This is a genomic window from Caviibacterium pharyngocola (genome assembly GCF_002795405.1).
Taxonomy (GTDB): domain Bacteria; phylum Pseudomonadota; class Gammaproteobacteria; order Enterobacterales; family Pasteurellaceae; genus Caviibacterium; species Caviibacterium pharyngocola.
Map to the genome: position 1 here is coordinate 244,559 of NZ_PHGZ01000013.1, position 22,336 is coordinate 266,894.

The following is a 22,336-nucleotide window of genomic DNA, read 5'->3' on the forward strand; positions in this document are numbered from 1 at the left end:
ATCCGAGGCGTATAACCTCGGATTTTTTTATATTTCATTCGCTCTAATGCGTTATTGCGCCGATTTATTGGTTAAACCGATATAAAGACAGAAAATAAAGCCTAAAGCTAAGGCATAAGGGGTAAATTGCGTAATACCGTTGCCGGATGCCGCCAACGCGAAATTATGCGCACCAGCTGCGCCGAGTAACATCCCTAAAATAAATAACGCCGAATCGTTATTTCCCTCGCCAAGGTGAACTAATTGTTTGCCCGGACAACCTCCGCCCAAGGAAAAACAAAGTCCGCACAATGCCATACCTAAGAAATTCCATAGGTACTGGTTATGGGCGATAGGTTGTTTTTCAAAGCCTAAGTGGAATTGTCCGAGCACCAAATTGGTTAATCCGGCAAATACCACCAAAGCGATGACGCCGTTTAATAAATGATAGTCGCGGAATAACACGACATTTCGAAAAGCGCCGATAGAACAAAAACGCGATTTTTGCATTAACACGCCGAGGAATAATCCCGCTCCAAGCGATAGCCAAAGATTGGCGTGTTGTGCTGCCGGACCTTTTTCTGAGAAGAAAATCGCAAGATTTTCACCGAAGCTGAATTTTGTAATTAAAAAGAGGAAAAGAACCAGCGTGAAAAGGATCGGAACAAGACCGGAAGCCGTGCTTTGTTCGCGAGATTTGCCGAGGGAAAAGCCGCGATTAACAAAAAAGATCCCGCCCAACACACCGACAAATAATCCGACGATACCGGCGATTGCCGTTAAGTCTCCACCGCCTAAGCGCAAATAGGCGCGCCAAGGGCAACCTAAAAATGTGAGTGCACCGATCATCGCAAAGAAACCGAGCACGATACGCGTAATCGGCGCAGAACCACCGCGCGGTTTAAATTCTTTGGCAAATAAGGCGCTGACTAACGCACCAAAAACCAAACCGATGAGTTCGGGTCGAATATATTGAAGAGGAGCTGCGCGATGTAAGCCTAATGCACCGGAAGTGTCGCGTAAAAAACAGGCTGCGCAGAAGCCCATATTGCCGGGATTGCCGTTGTAGGTTAGAAGTGGAGCAATGATACCAAGTGCAGCACCTGCAACCACAGGCCAAGTAAATATTTTCATAATCGGACCTTTGTGATATCAAGAATTAAAGACAAATTGTGAGTGTTTTTAAGAACTAAAAAACAGAAGGAATTATAAAACAAAAAAGCACCGAAAAAAGGTGCTTCTAACAAATCTTTGAACTTTATCAAAAAAATTGGCGGAACGGACGGGACTCGAACCCGCGACCCCCTGCGTGACAGGCAGGTATTCTAACCAGCTGAACTACCGCTCCGTTAATAAGGAGTTAAAAATTGGCGGAATGGACGGGACTCGAACCCGCGACCCCCTGCGTGACAGGCAGGTATTCTAACCAGCTGAACTACCACTCCGCACAGGTGGAATGCATAATAATCGCGAATGTTATCTTCGTCAAGGGATTTTTCCGCATTATTGTTCGGTTGATTAATCAATGAACGCTAATGCACGGTTTCCGCTTGGGGTTGTTTATCCCACAGGCAATTATCTTTGCTTTTTTTATTAATTAATTTCAAATAATCAAGGTGCGCTTGCCATTCTTCATCGCTGGGTTTTAACACTTTTAATTCTTGCGAAATAACCACCGCACTTTGTACGCTCGAAAACATTTCTTGTGGAATAATCTCAGGTTCGCTGTCATCAAAGAGACTAGTTTGCCCGCCGGTCATCGCAAGATAAACGTCGCCTAAAATCTCCGCATCCAGTAACGCGCCGTGCAACGTTCGTTTACTGTTATCGATATGCAAACGATCACACAGTGCGTCTAAGCTATTACGCTTGCCGGGATACATTTGCCGCGCCATTTGTAACGTATCGGTCACTAAACAGATTTCATCGGTCTTCACATTAATATGATGTTTTCTGAATTCATAATCCATAAAACCGACGTCGAAGGGCGCATTATGGATCAGCAGCTCGGCACCTTTAATGAACTCGATAAATTCATCCGCAACGGCGGCGAAACTCGGTTTATCCGCCAACATTTCATCCGTAATGCCGTGCACTTTAATCGCATCGGGATCAACGGCGCGATCCGGTTTAATATAAAGGTGCAATTTGCGTCCCGTGTAACGGCGGTTAATCATTTCGACCGCGCCGATTTCGATAATACAATGTCCTTCATAATGAGCGCCGAACTGGTTCATCCCTGTGGTTTCCGTATCCAGTATGATTTGGCGATTAGTGTTTATTTCGATAGTCATTTTGTTTTGCTATATATTCGAATGGTTTTAAGGTATTATCGCCTCATTTAAAGAAAATGAGTAGCGTTAATTCATTGATTATGCAAAAACAGATTGAAATTTTTACCGATGGCTCCTGTTTGGGCAATCCGGGGGCGGGTGGGATCGGCGCGGTATTGCGTTATAAATCGCACGAAAAACGGCTTTCCAAAGGCTATAAATTGACCACTAATAACCGAATGGAATTACTTGCGGTGATTGAAGCGCTGAATTGCTTGAAAGAACCTTGTGCGGTGGCGTTGTACAGCGATAGCCAATATATGCAAGACGGGATTACCAAATGGATTTTTAACTGGAAGAAAAACGCGTGGAAAACCAGTGCGGGCAAACCGGTGAAAAACCAAGATCTATGGGTTCGCCTTGATGAAGCGGTGCAAAAACATCAAATTTGCTGGCATTGGGTAAAAGGGCATAGCGGACATCCGGAAAATGAAATTTGCGATCAACTGGCAAAACAAGGCGCCGAAAGTCCGAATTTAGAAGATACCGGCTATCAACCGGAAACGAAATAAATCTTGATGCGAGAAAAAGAAGTAGGTTGTAGTAAACACTATCTTAGTTTTTATGCCCGAATTTCTCATTTTTGCGATCAAGATCGTAAAAAGAGCGGTAATTTTTTGTCTTAGTTTTTGAAATCAGTAACAATAATCATAGCGCCGAAATTCGGTTCGGAAGATTAAATTTTTATACGGCTCAAATAGGAAATGTTATTATGATAAAGAAAAAGCGAAAACCTTTTTTGAATAGTAAGCAAAAAGATGTTTCGACAAATTTTTTCGTTGGAATGGCGGTTACCACTTGCGTGAGTTTCTTTGCCGGTTTGACAGGGCACGCAGAAATCACAACGGAAGAATTGGTATTGCTGTTTATGACAACGATAATTGCTTTAGTTTACTCAATCTTATTAGTGGGAGATTAATTATGTCGGCACTTTCAATCGGATTAATCGTATTTATAATTCTAGGCGGGATTTTTGTTTATTATGTAAGAACGCACTGAACGCTATTGACGTTCCGCTAGGCTTGCAATTTTCCCATAGAACGTATTTCAAACATTCCATATAAAATATTCCCATTTTAATAAGTTAAATCGATCATAAATCCGCTTTACAAGTAAAATTCGGTAGGAGCGGAACAATGCGCCCGCCCTAGTAAAATCAAATTGTTATTTGAATAACATCCTTTCTTTTCACGCATAATACATTAAGGCAAGCGTGCAATCACTGCATAACCTTGGCGGGCGCCTTCGATTCGGTAATCGGTATCGGCGCAGATAAATGCCGATTCGCCTTGTTTTAAGCAAAGTGCGGTGGAATTCGTCGAAATTTTTAGTTCGCCATCCATTACCAATAAAATTTCCGCATTTGCGGCGTGAAGTTGCGCGGATTCCGCCGGTTCATATTGAATATGGGTTAAGGCGAAATCTTTTGCCGGCGTCGGATAAGTGAAGATTTTGCGATTTTCGGCGGACGGAATAATTTCCGGCACGATTTCGCGGCAATCGATGATTTTTAATAATTCCGGAATATCCACATATTTCGGCGTTAATCCGCCGCGTACAACGTTGTCGGAACACGCCATCAATTCGATATTTTGCCCGCGTAAATAGGCGTGAGGAATACCAGCGTCTTGATAAATTCCTTTGCCTTCTTTAATGTTGACGATATTGAATAAATAAAAACAAATTAATCCCGCATCCAATTTTTCCGCTGAAATTTGCATTGCGTCCAAGGTGTAAAGCACCCAATAATCCGGATTATTTAAGGATAATTGCTGATTTTTATACCGCACTTGATTTGCTTCGACAATCGGCATTAACCACGCGGAAAGTTGCGCTTGGTCGGCTTGCATAATATCGGCGTAAAAGGCGTGCGGATCTTGGGTTTGTAATTTTTCCGCCAAGGTATGTAACGACGGGCGCGCTTGCAAATCGGCGAGAATATCCGCTTTGGCTTTAAACCCGTGCAATAGCCAGAAATCGGATAGCGCAATCATCATTTCCGGTTTGTGGTTGTTGTCTTTATATGTGCGTTTGCTGTCTTTTAAATCGATTCCTTCGGCATTTTCACGGGCGAAACCTTGTTCCGCTTGTTGTTTTGTCGGGTGCAACTGAATGGAAAGCGGTTGTTTGACATCAAGAATTTTCAGCAAATAAGGTAATTCCGTGCCGAAAACCGCGCGACTTTCATCGCCAAGTGCGGTGGGATTTTGCGCTAAAAATGCATTTAACGGTTGTTGCGTATCATTGATTTCCAGCATTGAAGGTGCGGAGCTGTGTGCGCCTAGCCACCATTCCGCATAATGTTGATTCGGTTGTTTTTCAATGCCGAGTAAATCCGGCAGATAATCTTCACCGCCCCAGACATAATGCTGTAAGCAGCCGTTGAGTTTATAAATTCGTTTCATTTTTTTCCTCTAAATCAATTATTTTATTTTTTATAGCCGCCGAAAAACGCCACGACGCTTTCTTGATCCTGTGGATTTTGTAGCGGTGCGATCAAGCGTTTTCCGTTTTTGAGATCGATAACTAAAATATGATTATCGGCAAGATTCAGCGCGTCGATTTTTTCATATTGAATAAAAATATTTTCGTAGAAAAATCCCGTTTCTTTTAAAATGAGTTCAGGTGAGCGAATAAACGCCATATAGAGACTGAGAATAATCGCGGTAGCCAATAAATAAAGCGTAATCGGGCTAATATTGGCGTAAGTTTGATATAGGATAATAATGATTAAACCGATAAAAATCAGCGCATCGATTTTTGCGCGTTTTTTTAACCGCACTTTTAATTTTGTTTTTCCTTTTAATTTGTCCATTCCGAATTGATCATAAAAAGCATAAAGAAAAAACAGAGCAATACCGATAAGAAGTAGTGTATCAACCATAGTTCATATCTATTATTTAAGCGAAAAAAGGTGGGCAAGCGCCCACCCGAAGATGAAGAGAATTATAGCTTAGGCAAGGATACCTGTCCACGCGCCGAGAATACCGATCACGAAAATACCGACGATAATCATCAACGCATTAACACGGTTACGCAACAACCACATACAAGCAAAGGTAAAGACAAGCGGTAATAAGCCGGGCATTAAGCTGTCTAAAATGCTTTGTACTGTGGTGGTTTCGACCGTACCGTCTTGCTTTTCAATTACGGAAACTACTAGCGGCACGTTGATACTTGTCCATTTTTGCACCAGTGCGCCCATAATGAACAAACCGAGAATCGATGCGCCTTCGGTTAATTTTTGTAATAAACCGCCGCTCATATCTTGAACGACGTTTAAGCCTTTTTTATAGCCGTAAGTCACGCCGTAATAACGGGTTGCCAAACGCACTAAGTTAAATAATACGAAGAATAGAAGCGGACCTAAGATACTTCCGCTAAGCGCAAGACCCGCACCCAACGCGGCAAAAACCGGACGTGCCGTACCCCAATAAATCGGGTCGCCCACACCTGCCAACGGGCCCATAAGACCGACTTTGATACCATTGATTGCCGCATCGTCGATTTCTTTACCGTTAGCACGCTCTTCTTCCATTGCGATAGTCACGCCCAAGACCGGCGCGGCAACGAAAGGTTGTGTATTGAAGAATTCCAAATGGCGTTTAATCGCGTCTTTACGTTCTTGCGAATTCGGATCCGGATATAAACGTTTGATGACCGGCACCATAGCATAAGCGAAACCTAAGGCTTGCATCCGTTCGAAGTTCCAAGATCCTTGGAAAAGGTTAGAACGCAAAACCACTGCATTTAAATCACTTTGCGTGACTTTTTTAATTTCTGTTGTCATCTTATTATTCCTATTAATCTAATCTGTTATCAAGGTCATTATTGCTTTGCGCAACCACTTGCACCACTTTGCTTTGATTGTATTTAGGGTGAACTTGGATATAAATCGCCGCCATAATCGCGCCTAATACGCCCAATGCGACAAGGTTGAAATCCGTGAACGCCGCGATAACGAAACCGGCATAGAAAAACGGCATTAAGTGACCGGCGCGCATCATATTGATAACCATTGCGTAACCGACCACGGCGATAATACCGCCGGCGATTTTAAGACCTGTCGTAACCACTTCAGGAATCGCGTTTAACATTGATTGCACGACGTCGGTTCCCGCTGTCAACGCAACGACAAGGGCTGGAATCGCGATACGCATCGCTTGTAATAATAAGGCGCTGCAGTGGATCCAATCCAAACGGTTTAAATTACCGTCTTGAATGGATTTATCCGCCGCGTGTTGGAAACCGACGGTAATCGCACGCACCACATAAGTTAATACTTGACCTGCTGCTGCAAGCGGAATGGCGATCGCGATACCGGTGGTAATTTCTTGTCCGCCGACGATAACCAAAATGGTCGAAATCACGGAGGCTAACGCTGCATCCGGCGCCAATGCCGCACCGATATTCATCCAACCGAGGGCTAATAATTCCAAAGAACCGCCGACGATAATGCCGGTTTTAATATCGCCCAAAACCAGACCGATTAAGGTACAAGCGATTAACGGACGGTGAGTTTGAAACTCGTCAAGAATAGAACCCATACCGGAAATACAGGCGACAATAAATACAAGCACGACTTGTAATGTTGAAATTTCCATAATAAAAATCCTTAAATAAGATTATTTTTCTTTAATAAATCCATCATATATTGACGGGTATCATTTGAGACTTTACGCACGTCAAGTTCTACGCCGAGGGCATCGATCGCTTTAAATGCTTCAATATCGCGTTCATCGACGGCAACGGCGCTAGTGATCATTTTTTTGCCTTCTTTATAAGCGATACCGCCGATGTTGATTGATTTCATTTCCACGCCGGCGTTCAATAATTTGAGTACGTCGGTCGGATTGGTGAAAAGTAACATCACGCGTTCGTCCGCATATTCAGGGTTGTTATATACGCGAATCATTTTATCCACGTCAACAACGTGCGCAGTCACGCCCGGAGGTGCTACGCTTTTTAACATTGTGGAACGCACGCTGTCTTTCGATACGTCGTCGTTCACTACAATAATACGGCTTACGCGACTTTCTTTCGTCCAACGAGTTGCTACTTGACCGTGAATCAAGCGATCGTCGATACGCGCCAAACCGATAACAAGATGACCTTCTTTATTCGTCACGACGGACGGTTGCGCTGCGGCTTGCGCTTGAGCGACAGGTGCGGCAGGCGCTTCTTCCGGTTCTTGATATTTTAATGCGCGCACGCCGGTACGACCGGTTTCCAACGCAATCGCTACTAATTCTTGCAGACTCGGGCCGTCGTCGCGTGCCATAAAGGTTTCCACCAACATAGGCACATTCACGCCGGTCACAATATCCATATTATCCTTACCTTCCGACACGCGGTTTGCCGCATTAAACGGACTGCCGCCCCAAGTATCGACTAAGAATAATACTTCATCGCAATGAGATAAGCTTGTTGCAAGTTTTTCTTGGTATTTCGCCATAATCGTTTCCGCGTTTTCACCCGGAATAAAATCAATGACGGCAACGTTTTCTTGCTCACCAATCAACATTTCCGTGGTTTTGAGCAGTTGTTCCGCCGCAACCCCGTGAGTGGCGATGATGATCGCAATAGTCATACGAACTCCTTAATTAATAAACAATGGTGAGGATGAATTATAAAGGAATTTACTCCAATATAATGTGATTTGTGTCACGAATTTTGCTTGGTAATATCAAGAAATTGTGATTCAAATCAAGTTTATGTGTAAATTCAACGAAGATAAGTGCTGGAGTGATATTTATTTTTTATCATTTTAAAAATAAAACTCCAATTTTTTTATTTATTTCGTGTTTTGCTCAGAATACGCTTTATTCCGATAAAAAAAGTGCGGTGAAAAATAATTTATTTTCTACCGCACTTTCTTCGTTCTTATCGCGACACCGTTATTTTTTAAGTAATTCTGCGTGCGCTTTTTTCTGTTCTTTCATTTTGCTACTGATTTCACGACGTTGTTTAGATAATTCCGCATTACGAATCGTGTAATCGTCAACGCGGGTTTCATAGTCATCGCGCATATTTTCAATAATTGCACGAACGTCTTCGATACTCATATCGTCACGGATATATTGATTTAAGTTATCCAATAACAATACGCGTTTTTGGTTGTCGCGGATTTTACGATTGTTATCGTCCATATCCCGCAATAATCTGTTTTTTAAACGATACATACGCACATACTCTAAAACGTCTTGGAAGGATTGCTTGTTGATGTTTTCCATAATTTTTAACTCCGAACTAATAATCTCGACGATTTGATTAATGTAGTCTTTTTTACCGATTTCGTCAAAGTATTCAGTGTATTTTTCCGAATAAAATCAAAAAAATGCCGGAATCGCGTAAAATTCGTTGATTACCTTAGCTTGAGGTGATAAAACTAACCGATTAGTTTCTTTATATTCAGTAAAATCAGGAAGTGAAAAATGTCAAACGTATTTAATTTCAGCGCCGGTCCGGCAATGATGCCGAAGGCGGTTTTAGAACAAGCTCAACGTGAGTTATTGAATTGGCAAGAGCAGCAAACCTCCGTAATGGAAGTGAGCCACCGCGGTAAACTTTTTATGGAATTAATTACGCAAGCGGATAAAGACTTCCGCGAGTTGTATCATATTCCCGATAATTACAAAATCTTATTTTTACAAGGTGGTGCACGCGGACAATTCGCTGCGCTTCCGATGAATTTGGCGAACAATAAGGGCAAAGCCTTATATCTCACTAGCGGACATTGGTCGTCCACCGCCGCAAAAGAAGCGCGTTTATTCACCGACGTGGAAGAAGTGAATATTCTCAAGGACGGCAAATTGGAAACCGGCAATTTGGATTTCAGCGACGTTGCCGAACAATATGATTATGTGCATTACTGCCCGAACGAAACTATCAGCGGCGTGGAAATTTTTGACGTACCGAATGTGGGCGATGCGGTGTTGGTGGCGGATATGTCGTCCAATATTCTTTCTCGCGAAATCGATGTGAATCAATTCGGTGTGATTTATGCCGGCGCACAGAAAAATCTCGGGCCGGCGGGTATTACTATCGTGATTGTGCGCGAAGATTTAATCGGCAATGCGCGCAAAGAAACGCCGAGCATTTGGAACTATGAAGTTCAAAGTAAAAGCGACTCGATGATCAACACCCCGCCGACTTTCGCGTGGTATTTATGTTCGCTCGTGTTCAAACACTTGCTTGCCACCGGTGGTGTGACAGCAATGGCAAAACGCAACCGAGAAAAAGCGGCTTTGCTTTATGCCTATTTGGATCAAAGCGACTTTTATCAAAATAACGTCGCAAAAAACAACCGCTCTTTAATGAACGTGACATTCACCACCGGCGATGACGAACTTAATGCAAAATTTGTCGCCGAAGCTACGGCAGCCGGCTTACAAGCCCTTAAAGGACATAAGGTGCTCGGTGGAATGCGCGCTTCAATCTACAATGCAATGCCGATCGAAGGCGTGCAAGCCTTGATTGCCTTTATGCAAAAATTTGAAGCGGAAAATAAATAATCTTTAGGGCGGGAATATTCCGCCCTTTCTTGCTTTTAAGATGAAAAAGATTTACATTGTAGTTACTTCACTACAATCTTGGGAGGTTGCTATGATTATAACCAGCCGTGAATTTAATCAACATCTCAGCAAAGCCCAAAAATCGGCAATGATTGAACCTGTGATTATTACTAACCGAGGTGAACCGGCTTTTGTGTTGATGAGTTATCAAGAATACGAAAACAGTAAAAAAGCTAAACCTGAATTTAAAAGTGCGTTAGAGGCGTTAACGCCAACTGATCCGCTTGTGGGCGAAATTGAACTTGAAATTCCGCCGAGAAGCAAAGCGCAACGCAGACCAGTGGAGTTCTAATGTATTTATTTGATACGAACGTGATCAGTGAAACGCGCAAAATTCTTTTAGGAAAAGCCAATCAAGGTGTGGTTGATTGGCTTGCGAGCATAAATAAAGAGGATATATACACGAATTTCGTCGTATTTATGGAATTAGAGCGGGGTATTTTGTCAATGGAACGTAGAGATATTGAACAAGGTAAACGTTTAAGAAACTGGTTTGAGATCACGGTAATACCGAGTTTCAAAAACAAAATTTTCTCCATTGACGCCGAAACCGCAAAGATCTGTGCCAAATTACATATTCCTGATCGTTCACCTGAAAATGATGCTTGGATTGCCGCGACCGCGATCCAGCATAATTTAACATTAGTTACCCCAAATGCTGCTGACTTCGAACGTTTAGGCGTAAAATTATTTAATCCGTTTCAATAAAAATTACCGCTTTTAAGCGATCAGATAAGGACAAAATATGCAATACATCAATATCGCCAACGAAGGCATAAAATCCCTTTCTCCATATCAAGCAGGCAAACCGATTGAAGAACTTGAACGCGAGCTTGGTATTACCAACATCGTAAAACTTGCCTCCAATGAAAACCCATTTGGTTTCCCAGAAAGTGCGAAAAAAGCGATTCAAGCTCAGCTTGATAACTTAACTCGCTATCCTGACGCGAACGGTTTTGAGTTAAAACAAGCGATTTCACAAAAATTCGGCGTGCAACCAAACCAAATCACGCTCGGCAACGGATCAAACGATTTGTTAGAGCTTTTCGCACACACTTTTGCCGGCGAAAAAGATGAAATCATCTACTCGCAATACGCTTTTATTGTTTACCCGTTGGTAACAAAAGCGATTAACGCTGTAGCACGCGAAATTCCAGCCAAAGATTGGGGGCACGATTTAGACGGCTTCTTAAAGGCGATTAACGACAAAACCAAGCTAATTTATATCGCCAATCCAAACAACCCGACAGGGAATTTTTTAACGGAAGCGGAAGTGGATAATTTCTTAAACCAAGTGCCAGAACGTGTTCTAGTCGTGCTTGATGAGGCTTATACCGAATTTACCGATGCAAAAGAGCGGTTAGATTCGTTCGAACTTTTGCAAAAATACCCTAATTTAATTATCTCTCGTTCTCTTTCTAAAGCCTATGGATTGGCGGGCTTGCGTATCGGTTATGCGGTATCAAATCCCGAAGTTGCCGATCTGCTTAACCGTGTTCGCCAGCCGTTTAACTGCAATGTGTTGGCGTTGGTTTCAGCCGTAGCAGTGATGAAAGATGATGCTTTTGTAGCAAAAGTGGCGGAAAACAACCGCACAGAAATGGCACGCTATGAAGCATTTTGCCAGCAGCACGGATTGGAATATATCCCGTCTAAAGGTAACTTTATCACCATTAACTTTAAACGACCGGCTCAACCGATTTATGATGCATTATTGCGCGAAGGCGTTATCGTCCGTCCAATCGCCGGCTACGGAATGCCAAATCATCTGCGTGTGAGTATTGGTCTTCCGCACGAAAATGATAAATTTTTCACCGCGCTTTTGAAGGTGTTGGGTTAGTTATGCTTGATATTACACCGCTCAATAATGCTATATTTCGATTAGAAGAAGGGCTTATTCGCTATGAAAGCGATATTTCCGATTTGCAAATTCGCGATGGCTTAATTCAGCGTTTTGAATTTACTTATGAATTAAGCCATAAAATGCTGAAGCGTTACTTAGAAAGTATTGTGCCTAATCCGCAAGAGCTGGATACAATGACCTTTCAAGACTTAATTCGTACAGGTAATGAATTTGGCTTATTGCAAGGCAACTGGACAAATTGGAAGCAGTATAGAGATATGCGAAGCCGTACTAGCCACACTTATGACGAAGCAACGGCGATTGCTGTTGTGGCGGGGATTCCTGCATTTCTTACGGAAGCTCAATTTTTGCAAGAACAATTAGCAAGTAGATTAAAATGAATGCGTTAAAAATAAAATCGGAAGAGTTGGAAATCGTTAAAGCTATTTTGCAAACATTTGTACCAAATGTACCTGTCTGGGCGTTTGGTTCTAGAGTAAAAGGCACAGAAAAACCTTATTCCGATTTAGATTTAGCCATCATTACTGAAAAGCCGTTAAGCTTATTGGAACACGCTAATTTAGTCGAAGCATTTTCGGAATCGGATTTACCTTATAAAGTCGATATTGTTGATTGGGCGATAACCAGCGATAATTTCAAACAAATCATTCAACAACAATACATTATTATTCAATAACAAGCGGTGAGTTCCGCTTTATTTTTTACCATTTCGGACACAACATTATGGAAAAACTCACTCTTTCCCCGATCGCTCAAGTTTCAGGCGAAATCAATTTACCCGGCTCGAAGAGCCTTTCTAACCGTGCGTTGTTGCTTGCAGCACTTGCAAAAGGCACAACGCAGGTCACCAATTTATTAGACAGCGATGATATTCGCCATATGCTTAATGCGTTAAAAGCCTTGGGCGTGAATTATCAGCTTTCCGAAGATAAAACCGTTTGCACCGTTGAAGGTGTCGGAGGTGCGTTCCAATGGCAAAACGGCTTGTCGCTCTTTTTAGGTAATGCCGGCACGGCAATGCGTCCGTTGGCTGCGGCACTTTGTTTAAAAGGGCAGAGTGAAGCGGAAGTGATTTTAACGGGCGAGCCACGAATGAAAGAACGCCCGATTAAGCATTTGGTCGATGCACTTTTGCAGGCTGGCGCAAAAGTGCAATATTTGGAAAACGAGGGCTATCCGCCGATTGCGATTCGTAACACAGGTATTCAAGGCGGAAAAATTCAAATTGACGGCTCGATTTCTTCCCAATTCTTAACCGCACTTTTAATGGCTGCACCGTTGGCGGAAGGGGATATGGAGATTGAAATCATCGGTGATCTGGTCTCAAAACCTTATATCGATATTACCCTTGCGATGATGAAAGATTTCGGCGTAAGCGTTCAAAACAACAACTACCAAACGTTCTTGGTAAAAGGCAATCAATCTTATGTTTCGCCACAAAAATATTTAGTGGAAGGCGATGCCTCTTCGGCTTCTTATTTCCTTGCTGCTGGGGCAATTAAAGGCAAAGTGAAAGTCACGGGAATTGGTAAAAATTCCATTCAAGGTGACCGCTTGTTTGCCGATGTGTTGGAAAAAATGGGCGCAAAAATCACTTGGGGCGACGATTTTATTCAAGCAGAAAGAGGTGAACTCAAAGGCATTGATATGGATATGAACCATATCCCCGATGCCGCAATGACGATTGCGACCACCGCACTTTTTGCTAGAGGGGAAACGGTGATCCGCAATATCTATAACTGGCGAGTAAAAGAAACGGATCGCTTAACCGCAATGGCAACAGAATTGCGTAAAGTCGGGGCAGCGGTGGAAGAGGGCGAAGATTTTATTCGCATTCAACCGCTTGATTTAGCACAGTTTAAGCACGCTGAGATCGAAACTTACAACGATCACCGAATGGCGATGTGTTTCTCACTAATTGCATTATCAAACACAGAAGTCACCATTTTAGATCCAAAATGCACCGCAAAAACCTTCCCGACGTATTTTGCGGAGTTTGAAAAGATCGCCGTATCTCCAACGGTTGAATAATTACGCTATCCGTCAAATTATGCCGATAATTGTTGTTATCGGCATACTCATCATTGGATTGATTTCATATAGTATGGAAATCATACCCTGAAATCCTTTTAGTCGTTTCAATTAAGAAACCAATTCCAACATTTCTTGTGCATTGGCAAGCGCGGTTTCCGTAATAGTGCTGCCGCCCAATAATTTCGCTAAGGCTTTAACTCGTTGTTGCGCGGAAAGTGCGGTGATTTTCGTTTCGGTTTTACCGTTTACCGTTTGTTTCGCTACAAGGAAATGATGATTCCCTTGGCAAGCCACTTGTGGCAAGTGAGTAATACAAATCACTTGGCATTTTTGTCCTAAACTACGCAATAGTTTACCCACAACGCTAGCGGTCGCACCGCTGATCCCAACGTCCACTTCGTCAAAAATTAATGTCGGCACGGCTGTTTTATCGGAAGTTAATACTTGCAATGCCAATGCGATTCGAGAAAGCTCGCCGCCCGAAGCGACCTTTGCTAAAGGTTGTGAGGATTGCCCTAAATTACTGCGTAAATTAAATTGCACGCCGTCACTACCGTTTGCGCTAACTTTATTATTGTCGGTTTCTAACAATACGGAAAATTCGGCATTTTCCATTGCTAATTGTTTAATTGATTTGGTAACTTGCTTCGCCAATTTTTCCGCACCTTGGCGGCGGCTGAGATGAAGCGCTTTGGCGCTTTCCAGCATTAAGGCATAAGCATTTTGTTCTTGCGCTAATAATTCCTGTTCGCTATCTGAAAATTCGTTGAGTGTTTGCAGTTCGCGTTTGAGGGTTTTATGTAATTCGACCAATTCCGCCGGTTTCACGTTATGTTTTCGAGCAAGTTGAAGCGCTTGTGCCATACGTTGCTCGGTTTCTTGCAATAACATCGGATCTTGTTCGATATGCGCGCTTAAATGACGGATTTCGGAATCCGCCTCTTGAATTTGAATCAACGCCTCTTGCAGCATTGTTTGCACGTCGGCATAACGCGAATCCAATTCAGTGAGTTCGTCGATATATTGCGTCGCTTTATACAATAAGGAATCGATACTCACGCTTTCGTTTTCGCTTAAAAGCTGTAATGCGGATTGTGAAAGTGAAGTCAAAGTTTCGCTGTTCGATAAGCGATTATGGGTTTCTTCCAACTCAGCATATTCGTTTTCTTTTAAATTAAACAAATCCAATTCGTCGGTTTGGTATTGTAGAAGCTGTTTTTTCGCCTCGTTTTCCGCGCAGCGTTGTTGAAATGTCTCCACTTGGTGACGCAAAGCTTTCCAAGTGCGGTAAGTTTCTTGCATTGTTTTTAACAAATCGGAATGGGCGCAAAAATTATCTAATAATTGCAGTTGAAAATCGCTTTTCAGTAATTGTTGAGACGCGTGCTGCCCGTTAATTTGAATTATATATTGTCCGAGTTCTTTCAGCTGTGCGGCGGAAACCGGCGTATTATTAATAAATGCTTTGGAGCGTCCGTCCGCATTAATAACACGTCGTAAAATACAGTTCTCCGCAGAATCGAGATCCTGCAATTCGTGCGCTTGTAGCCAAAGCGCGGCGGGAGAGGATGGTTCAATATAAAAGGTGGCGCAGATTTCGGCGCGATCTTGTCCCTCGCGCAGCATCGCCGCTTCGGTTCGTTGCCCTAAACATAATCCCAATGCATCAATCGCAATGGATTTTCCCGCACCGGTTTCACCGGTAATGACGGACATTCCGCGATTAAATTCAATATCGGAACGTTGAACGATAGCAAAGTTATTAATGGTTAATTGGGTGAGCATAACAAAATCCTCTTTACTGTATTTTATATCAGTATAAACTGTTTTTTTATACAGTAAAGATTTTTTTGTTTATTTTTTATGATAAATTTTTCAACCAGCCTAATTTTGAGCTTAACACATTGTAATAATTATAATTTTTTAAATGCAGCAAGCGAAGTTTGTGGCTGCTTTTATAAATATGCACCACATCGTCCGGCGTGAAGGTGAGGGCAATTTGGCTGTCGCAACCGACTTCCAACTGCGAAGTATTGTATTCGGCGAAACGAATCGAAATTTTACTATCGCCGTCGATTACCAAGGGGCGCGAAGAAAGCGTATGCGGGAACATCGGAACCAGCGCAATCGCATTTAGTTGCGGGGTTAAAATCGGGCCGCCGGCGGATAAGGAATAAGCGGTGGAACCGGTCGGCGTAGAAATAATTAAGCCGTCGGAACGCTGTGAAAAGGCGAATTTATCATTGATATAAACGTGAAAGTCGATCATATGGGCGATTTTCGCCGGGTGAATAACCGCTTCGTTCACGGCATTGCTTTGGGCGATAATTTCGCCGTTGCGTTCGATTGTCGCTTCCAGCATAAAACGTTCCTCGACGAAAAATTCGCCGTTTTCTAAGCAAGCTTCTAATTGCGCGTAGGCGTTTTTCGGATCGATATCGGTCAAAAATCCTAAATTTCCGCGGTTAATGCCGATAAGGGCAATGTCGTATTTGGCTAAAATACGCGCGCGTCCCAGCATATTTCCGTCACCGCCGATGACGATTGCCAGTTGTGCCAAACGACCGATTTCTTCCAAATCGGCAAGATGATGCGTAGGTAGATGAAGCCGTTCGCCGATTTCTTTTTCCACCAAAACTTGATAGCCTTTTTCCGTCAACCATTGAAAGACGTTTTTATGCATTTGCATATTCACGTCATTTCGCGGTTTTCCGACTAAGCCGATGGTGTGGAAAGAAATATGCAACGCGTTGTTGTCGAGCAAGGTGGATGAAGCCATAATAGTTCCGTTTTATGCGTAAAAATGACCGCACTTGAATTCATAAAATTAGTGCTTATATTACACATAAACCTCGGCAGTTACCAGATCATCGCGAGGGATGTGGTTATTTTTGCGTTTTTTGCTACAATAGAAATGATTTAAAAAAATGGAGTAACGTAATGTCAGAACAAGAACAAAAACAGGATCTTCCGGAAGCGGAAACTCAAGCTCTAGCGGACGAAGCGCAGCAAGAACCCGCCGCGGAAACGGCTCAAGAAACCGATGCGTTGGAAGAAGCGATTGCCCGCGTACAAGAATTGGAAGAACAATTAGCGGAAACGGCGAAAAAAGAGCAGGATATTTTACTGCGCACGCGTGCGGAAATGGATAATATTCGTCGTCGTGCCGAACAAGACGTTGAAAAAGCGCATAAATTCGCCTTAGAAAAATTTTCCAAAGACTTATTGGAAACCATTGATAATTTGGAACGCGCGTTGACTACGCCGGCAAATTTAGAAGATGAAGGCGTGAAAGGCTTGATTGACGGTGTTGAATTGACCTTAAAAGGTTTATTGTCAACCGTGGCCCGCTTCGGTGTCGAGCCGGTCGGTGCGGTGGGCGAGGTGTTTAATCCGGAATTGCACCAAGCGATTTCGATGCAACCGACGGAAGGTTTTGAAACCAATCAAATCACCGTTGTGCTACAAAAAGGTTATTTGTTGAACGGTCGTGTGATCAGACCGGCGATGGTAATGGTTGCCGCATAAAGATAAAAAATAAAAAACAGACGGGCAACCGTCTGTTTTTTTATCTCTCGGCAGAGGCGCTATCAAGCGCTTTCCGTTGTTTTTCCGCTTTTTGCTGCTCGCGTCTTTTTTGGAAAAACGCACTTAGTTGACGACTACATTCTTCTTGCAAAATCCCGCCGCTGATTTCTAAAACGTGATTCATTTTGTAATCGTCGAAAAAATGAAAACGCGAACCCACCGCACCGGTTTTATAATCCGCAGCGCCGAATACTAAGCGTTTGATTCTGCTGTGTAAAATCGCACCGGCGCACATTGTGCAGGGTTCCAAAGTGACATATAGCGTAGTATTTAATAAGCGATAATTACCGATTTTTTTACCGGCGTTGCGTAGTGCGATAATCTCGGCGTGTGCCGTGGGATCCGAATTTAAAATGGATTGATTCCAGCCTTCGCCGAGAATCTCGCCTTGTTCGTCAACCAGCACCGCACCGACCGGAATTTCACCGATCATTTCGGCTTTTTTGGATAATTCCAAGGCATAGCGCATCATTTCCAGATCAAAATCCGACCGCACTTTTTAGATTCCTTTCTGATTGAGATCTTTATAGTAATCGCAGCCGCGTTGATCGCCGTTATCACAAGCATCGCCGTAAAGTTTTTTAGCTTTCGGCAAATCGACCTTCACGCCTTTGCCTTGCTCGTATAGCGCGCCTAAATTGAGTTGTGCCGGCGCATAGTTTTGTGCCGCCGCTTTGCCGTACCAATCCAGTGCTTTTGCATCGCTTTGTTGCACGCCCGTGCCGGTTTGGTACATTAATCCCAAACTGAATTGCGCGCGTGCGTAATTTTGTTCGCCGGCTTTGTTAAACCATTGCAACGCTTTAGCGTAATCTTGTTTGAAATTCAACCCTTTATAATAATGCATCGCCAAATCGTACTGCGCCGCCGGATAGCCGGCTTCGGCTGCGTTTTCCAACCACGTCATCGCAATATTCACGTCTTGGCGCAGTCCTTTGCCTTCCATATACATATGCGCTAGCTGATATTGCGCTTGCGGAAGATGTTGTTCCGCAGCCGATTTATAAAATTTTACCGCAGTGTGATAGCTTTGTTCGACGCCCTGACCCAATTCGTACATATAACCTAAATTGAATTGCGCGGCGGGCATTTCTTGGCGCGCGGCAAGGTTATACCAATGCAACGCATTGGCGTAATCCTGTTTGTTATCATAACTTACGCCGAGATAGAATTGCGCTTCGGCGTCGCCTTGTTCGGCGGCTTGCTGCAAGGTAGCGACATCGGTTTCCGCGCTGTATTGCGCCCAAACGTTAGCGCCGAACAGCGCGCTGATAAGAAAAAGAGAATAAGTGATTTTTTTCATAAATTACACCGAAAACGGATATTTAATCGCCTCGTGACATTGATAACCGACCACGTTGAAATCGTCCATTGTCACCCAAGTTTCTAAGTCTTCTAAGGATTTAATCTCCGGATTAATTTCAAGTTTAGGCGAAGGAAACGGCTCGCGTTTCAGTTGCACGTCGCGCATTAATTCCAACTGATCTTCATAAATATGCGCATTGACGATTTTATGAAACGCCAAACCCGGTTTTTTACCGGTAATTTGCGCCATTAACGCCAAAAAGGTAAATACTTGAATTTGATTGAAATTTAAGCCCAAAGGCACATCGCAAGAACGCTGATAACTGGTGAGATAAAGGGTATCGCCCAACAAAGAAAAAGTATGCGTGTGCATACAAGGGCGCAAACAGCCTAAATCGATTTCGCCGGGGTTAAAAAAGGTCATAATTTCACCGCGATCATCAATACCGTTTTTCAGGTTATTAACGATTTTACGCAGCTGATCGACGGTTTCGCCGTTCGGTTTGCGCCACGCACGACCTTGCACGCCATAAACGCGTCCCATATCGTCCGTACCTTTGCGGTGCGGATTATTTAACCACGCGCTGTTTTCATTGGCGTTGGCATCCCAAGTTTTGGTGCCCAAACGGCGAAAATCCGCCGCGTTATCATAACCGCGAATATAGCCTAAAAATTCGGCGATGGCGGCTTTCCAATAACTTTTCCGCGTAGTGATTAGCGGAAAGGCATTATTTGCCACATCATAAGTTAAATCCGCGTTAATCACGGTTAAACAACGTTTGCCCGTGCGTTCGTTTTCAATCCAAGTGCCTTGATCGATAATACGTTGACATAAATCCAAATATTGGCGCATAACTCATTAACCTTTCTGTTTTTTAACCGCACTTTGATAAGCGACGGCAATGATCAGCAAACCGATAAGGATCATCGGCAGCGATAAAATTTGTCCCATTGAAATATGTTGCCCGAAATATAAGCCTAATTGGGCGTCCGGTTCGCGGAAAAATTCGACGATAAAACGGAACACGCCGTAGCAGAACAAGAACAAGCCGGCGACGGAACCGGTCGGGCGCGGTTTTTTAATAAAGAGGTTTAAAATAAAAAACAGCACCAAACCTTCTAAAAAGGCTTCATAAAGCTGCGACGGGTGGCGCGGCAAAAAGCCGCCGGACGGGAATAAAACCGCCCAAGATACATCGGTGACGCGTCCCCAAAGTTCGTCGTTAATAAAATTGCCGATACGTCCCATTCCTAATCCGAAAGGAATCAATGGCGCGACGAAATCGGCGGTTTTCCAGAAACCGCGGCGTTGCAAGCGGGAAGTGATGATCATTGACAAAATCACTCCGATTAAACCGCCGTGGAAAGACATCCCGCCTTCCCACACGCGGAATAAATAAAGCGGATCCTGTAGGAAATAATCGAATTGATAGAACATCACATAGCCGATTCGTCCGCCTAAAAACACGCCGAGAAAACCGTTAAAAAGCAAGTTATCCACTTGCTCGGTCGTCCAACCGCTATTCGGCTGTGCGGCGCGGCGCACGGCAAGCCAACGGGCGAAAATAAAGCCGATAAGATACATTAAACCGTACCAACGCAAACCGATCGGGCCCAGTTGAAAAATCACCGGATCGAATTGCGGGAAAGCCAAAAACTCAGAATTCATAATTTTCCTTTTTATTTAATTAACATATCGATCGCAATCACGATCAACATTAAGGCAAAATAGCGCTTAAGGGTCGGAACCGGTAATTTCGTGGTGGTGGTCGCACCGACTTTCGAGGTGAAAAACGAAGTCAGCGTAATGCCGACGACCGCCGGTAAATATACATAACCTAAAGAATAAGCCGGCATATTCGGCACATTCCAACCGCCGATAATAAAACTGAACATTCCCGACACGCCCAATAACATTCCGCAAAATGCCGATGAACCGATGGCTTTTTTCATTTCGATACCGCGCGAGTTCAAAAACGGCACGATAAACCCGCCGCCGCCGATACCCGCCGCACTGGAGGCGATACCGATCAAAATGCCGCCGATAACCGAAGAAAGTGCGGTGAGTTTTTTCACCACTTTTTTCGGTTTGACCGATAACGCCATTTTTATCGCCAAGTACACGACTAAACAGGCAAAAAGCTTGCTGGCAATGCTTTTATCCAATTTACCGATAAACAAGCCTGAAATAAAGGTGGAAATCATAATCACCGGCGCCAAAATTTTGACCGCGCTCCACACAATGTTGCCGAGTTTGTGATGGCGCTGGGCAGAGGAAAATCCGGTGATAACAATGGTGGCGAAGGAAGTGCCTAACGCGGCGGACATCAACGCTTGATCCGGCACGCCGATCATCGGTAGCAAATAGACTAAAACAGGGACGATCACCAAACCGCCACCGATGCCGAACAATCCGGCAAGAAAACCGACGACCGCGCCGACGGCTAAACAAATAAGAAAAAAGGTTAGCATTTTTAGCCTCTTGATTTATTGGAAAAACGTTTTTGATGTTTGTGCGAGTTTGATTTTTTTGCCGAATAAGCCGGTTTCGCGCCCGAGTTTGTTTCATTCGAAACAGAAAGTTGCGGTTTTGTCGGATCAAATAACACGCCGGCAAATTCCTTCATCGCTTTGCGATAAACGTCCTTTTTAAACGACACCACTTGACGCACGGGATACCAAAAGCTGACCCAACGCCAACCGTCGAATTCCGGCGATTTGCTGCATTGCATATTGATATTTTTTTCATCCGAAATAAGTTGTAATAAAAACCAACGTTGTTTTTGCCCGATACACACGGGCTTGCTGTCATAGCGCAACAAGCGTTTCGGCAATTTATAGCGCAACCATTGTTTCGACGCATACAAAATTTTGACGTCTTTCGGCGTTAACCCGACTTCTTCGAATAATTCGCGGTACATCGCTTGCTCGGCGCTTTCATTATCATTAATGCCGCCTTGCGGAAATTGCCAAGAATTTTGCCCGTACCGCTTTGCCCACAGCACTTGTCCTTTGCGGTTACAAATTACAATGCCCACATTCGGACGGTAGCCATCGAAATCGATCACTATCGTTCACCTTAATTTCAGTTTTAAATTTTATTGATAACTTGGAATTGTTTCATACTCCGACATTTTTCACAACCGCTAATCTTGATTTTCGCGGGAAAAGTCCCTGAAATTGTGAAAATGTCGGCGAACAAAGAAAAAATTGTGCATACGGCTGTGGATAATTTGCGAATAAATGGAAAATAAATCGAATTAAACACAAAAAATAGCCCGTAATTCAATAAGTTTACTAAAAACAAACCGAATCGAATAAATTTTTATCACTAAGCAAAAAGACAAAATAAGGCGGTGATTTTTATAACGGAAAATGTTGAGAAAAAAAGCAATATCGAAAGCAGCAAAAGGGCATCGTTTGTTTTTTATACCGCTTGTGAGTTATTCAGAATTTCTGTGGATAAAATTGTGATTGTCTCGGAGGATAACTTCAGGAAAGAAAAATTCGTTATTTCCCTATTTTTGATATAAGATTATTTTTCTTTATTTTTCAATAGGATAGAGCTTATTTTCGGAAATTAGGAACAGATCATTCATCAGGAACTAAAGTGTGGTTGTTTTTTGAACGGTTTTATAAAAATTCCTTGGACAGTAAAT

The 22,336-nt window shown here is 43.2% G+C and carries 26 protein-coding genes and 2 tRNA genes; 10 read left to right on the forward strand and 18 right to left on the reverse strand.

Annotated elements, in window-relative coordinates:
* Positions 1-51: 51 nt before the first annotated feature.
* From yedE to dnaQ, 4 genes are all read right to left on the reverse strand, one after another.
* Positions 52-1,113 carry a YedE family putative selenium transporter gene (gene yedE / locus CVP04_RS06560; protein WP_100296709.1) on the reverse strand — a complete coding sequence of 354 codons (1,062 nt, stop codon included), beginning with the start codon at positions 1,111-1,113 and terminating at the stop codon, positions 52-54.
* A gap of 137 nt (positions 1,114-1,250) precedes the next feature.
* Positions 1,251-1,327 (reverse strand) — tRNA-Asp (locus CVP04_RS06565).
* Between the two features lie 20 nt (positions 1,328-1,347).
* Positions 1,348-1,424, reverse strand: a tRNA-Asp gene (locus tag CVP04_RS06570).
* 87 nt (positions 1,425-1,511) lie between these two features.
* Complete coding sequence (dnaQ, locus tag CVP04_RS06575; RefSeq protein ID WP_100296710.1) at positions 1,512-2,273, reverse strand: DNA polymerase III subunit epsilon; 762 nt, start codon at positions 2,271-2,273, stop codon at positions 1,512-1,514.
* Between the two features lie 80 nt (positions 2,274-2,353).
* On the opposite strand from dnaQ, the gene rnhA reads away from it, so the two are divergent.
* On the forward strand, positions 2,354-2,824 hold the full coding sequence (gene rnhA / locus CVP04_RS06580) for a ribonuclease HI (protein WP_100296846.1): 471 nt from the start codon (positions 2,354-2,356) through the stop codon (positions 2,822-2,824).
* Positions 2,825-3,024: 200 nt separating this feature from the next.
* Positions 3,025-3,231 carry a hypothetical protein gene (locus CVP04_RS06585; protein ID WP_100296711.1) on the forward strand — a complete coding sequence of 69 codons (207 nt, stop codon included), beginning with the start codon at positions 3,025-3,027 and terminating at the stop codon, positions 3,229-3,231.
* 283 nt (positions 3,232-3,514) lie between these two features.
* Here CVP04_RS06585 and manA read toward each other — a convergent pair whose 3' ends face one another.
* The 6 genes from manA to CVP04_RS06615 form a co-directional block, all read right to left on the reverse strand.
* On the reverse strand, positions 3,515-4,717 hold the full coding sequence (manA, locus tag CVP04_RS06590) for a mannose-6-phosphate isomerase, class I (protein ID WP_100296712.1): 1,203 nt from the start codon (positions 4,715-4,717) through the stop codon (positions 3,515-3,517).
* A 23-nt stretch (positions 4,718-4,740) separates the two neighbouring features.
* The gene (locus tag CVP04_RS06595) at positions 4,741-5,196 is read right to left on the reverse strand and encodes a DUF986 family protein (RefSeq protein ID WP_100296713.1); all 456 of its coding nucleotides are present in this window, start codon (positions 5,194-5,196) and stop codon (positions 4,741-4,743) included.
* 69 nt (positions 5,197-5,265) lie between these two features.
* Complete coding sequence (locus tag CVP04_RS06600) at positions 5,266-6,102, reverse strand: PTS mannose transporter subunit IID (protein ID WP_100296714.1); 837 nt, start codon at positions 6,100-6,102, stop codon at positions 5,266-5,268.
* A gap of 13 nt (positions 6,103-6,115) precedes the next feature.
* Complete coding sequence (locus CVP04_RS06605) at positions 6,116-6,916, reverse strand: PTS mannose/fructose/sorbose transporter subunit IIC (RefSeq protein WP_100296715.1); 801 nt, start codon at positions 6,914-6,916, stop codon at positions 6,116-6,118.
* 11 nt (positions 6,917-6,927) lie between these two features.
* Complete coding sequence (gene manX / locus CVP04_RS06610) at positions 6,928-7,902, reverse strand: PTS mannose transporter subunit IIAB (RefSeq protein ID WP_100296716.1); 975 nt, start codon at positions 7,900-7,902, stop codon at positions 6,928-6,930.
* A 307-nt stretch (positions 7,903-8,209) separates the two neighbouring features.
* Positions 8,210-8,545 (reverse strand): DUF496 family protein, encoded by a 336-nt coding sequence (locus tag CVP04_RS06615; RefSeq protein ID WP_100296717.1) that lies wholly within the window; start codon positions 8,543-8,545, stop codon positions 8,210-8,212.
* A 201-nt stretch (positions 8,546-8,746) separates the two neighbouring features.
* Between CVP04_RS06615 and serC the strand changes: the two genes are divergently transcribed.
* From serC to aroA, 7 genes are all read left to right on the forward strand, one after another.
* Complete coding sequence (gene serC, locus CVP04_RS06620; protein WP_100296718.1) at positions 8,747-9,826, forward strand: 3-phosphoserine/phosphohydroxythreonine transaminase; 1,080 nt, start codon at positions 8,747-8,749, stop codon at positions 9,824-9,826.
* A gap of 91 nt (positions 9,827-9,917) precedes the next feature.
* Positions 9,918-10,178: a type II toxin-antitoxin system Phd/YefM family antitoxin gene (locus CVP04_RS06625; protein ID WP_100296719.1), complete on the forward strand. Its 261-nt coding sequence runs from the start codon at positions 9,918-9,920 to the stop codon at positions 10,176-10,178.
* The gene (locus CVP04_RS06630; protein ID WP_100296720.1) at positions 10,178-10,594 is read left to right on the forward strand and encodes a type II toxin-antitoxin system VapC family toxin; all 417 of its coding nucleotides are present in this window, start codon (positions 10,178-10,180) and stop codon (positions 10,592-10,594) included. Before CVP04_RS06625 ends, CVP04_RS06630 begins: the two co-directional genes overlap by 1 nt.
* A 37-nt stretch (positions 10,595-10,631) precedes the next feature.
* Complete coding sequence (gene hisC, locus CVP04_RS06635) at positions 10,632-11,726, forward strand: histidinol-phosphate transaminase (RefSeq protein WP_100296721.1); 1,095 nt, start codon at positions 10,632-10,634, stop codon at positions 11,724-11,726.
* Positions 11,727-11,728: 2 nt separating this feature from the next.
* Positions 11,729-12,130 (forward strand): nucleotidyltransferase substrate binding protein, encoded by a 402-nt coding sequence (locus tag CVP04_RS06640; protein WP_100296722.1) that lies wholly within the window; start codon positions 11,729-11,731, stop codon positions 12,128-12,130.
* A complete protein-coding gene (locus tag CVP04_RS06645; RefSeq protein WP_100296723.1) occupies positions 12,127-12,426 on the forward strand; it encodes a nucleotidyltransferase family protein in 300 nt (99 codons plus the stop codon). The genes CVP04_RS06640 and CVP04_RS06645 overlap by 4 nt, the downstream gene beginning before the upstream one ends.
* A gap of 47 nt (positions 12,427-12,473) precedes the next feature.
* Positions 12,474-13,781: a 3-phosphoshikimate 1-carboxyvinyltransferase gene (aroA, locus tag CVP04_RS06650; RefSeq protein WP_100296724.1), complete on the forward strand. Its 1,308-nt coding sequence runs from the start codon at positions 12,474-12,476 to the stop codon at positions 13,779-13,781.
* Between the two features lie 111 nt (positions 13,782-13,892).
* Here the strand turns inward: aroA and recN are convergent, their stop codons facing one another.
* Together recN and CVP04_RS06660 are read right to left on the reverse strand one after the other, a co-directional pair.
* Positions 13,893-15,569, reverse strand: coding sequence for a DNA repair protein RecN (gene recN / locus CVP04_RS06655; RefSeq protein WP_100296725.1), 1,677 nt, complete (start codon positions 15,567-15,569; stop codon positions 13,893-13,895).
* A gap of 76 nt (positions 15,570-15,645) precedes the next feature.
* Entirely contained in the window at positions 15,646-16,563 is a 918-nt protein-coding gene (locus tag CVP04_RS06660) for an NAD(+) kinase (protein WP_100296726.1), read from the reverse strand.
* Positions 16,564-16,724: 161 nt separating this feature from the next.
* Between CVP04_RS06660 and grpE the strand changes: the two genes are divergently transcribed.
* A complete protein-coding gene (grpE, locus tag CVP04_RS06665) occupies positions 16,725-17,312 on the forward strand; it encodes a nucleotide exchange factor GrpE (RefSeq protein ID WP_100296727.1) in 588 nt (195 codons plus the stop codon).
* A 40-nt stretch (positions 17,313-17,352) separates the two neighbouring features.
* Here the strand turns inward: grpE and tadA are convergent, their stop codons facing one another.
* The 6 genes from tadA to rppH are packed head-to-tail and all read right to left on the reverse strand — an operon-like array spanning position 17,353 to position 21,745.
* Positions 17,353-17,841 carry a tRNA adenosine(34) deaminase TadA gene (gene tadA / locus CVP04_RS06670; protein ID WP_100296847.1) on the reverse strand — a complete coding sequence of 163 codons (489 nt, stop codon included), beginning with the start codon at positions 17,839-17,841 and terminating at the stop codon, positions 17,353-17,355.
* Between the two features lie 30 nt (positions 17,842-17,871).
* Positions 17,872-18,675: a tetratricopeptide repeat protein gene (locus CVP04_RS06675; RefSeq protein ID WP_100296728.1), complete on the reverse strand. Its 804-nt coding sequence runs from the start codon at positions 18,673-18,675 to the stop codon at positions 17,872-17,874.
* 3 nt (positions 18,676-18,678) lie between these two features.
* On the reverse strand, positions 18,679-19,530 hold the full coding sequence (locus CVP04_RS06680; RefSeq protein WP_100296729.1) for a thymidylate synthase: 852 nt from the start codon (positions 19,528-19,530) through the stop codon (positions 18,679-18,681).
* Between the two features lie 6 nt (positions 19,531-19,536).
* Positions 19,537-20,346 (reverse strand): prolipoprotein diacylglyceryl transferase, encoded by an 810-nt coding sequence (gene lgt, locus CVP04_RS06685; protein WP_100296730.1) that lies wholly within the window; start codon positions 20,344-20,346, stop codon positions 19,537-19,539.
* An 11-nt stretch (positions 20,347-20,357) separates the two neighbouring features.
* A complete protein-coding gene (locus CVP04_RS06690) occupies positions 20,358-21,149 on the reverse strand; it encodes a sulfite exporter TauE/SafE family protein (protein ID WP_100296731.1) in 792 nt (263 codons plus the stop codon).
* 2 nt (positions 21,150-21,151) lie between these two features.
* Entirely contained in the window at positions 21,152-21,745 is a 594-nt protein-coding gene (gene rppH, locus CVP04_RS06695; RefSeq protein ID WP_100296732.1) for an RNA pyrophosphohydrolase, read from the reverse strand.
* Between the last annotated feature and the right edge of the window lie 591 nt (positions 21,746-22,336).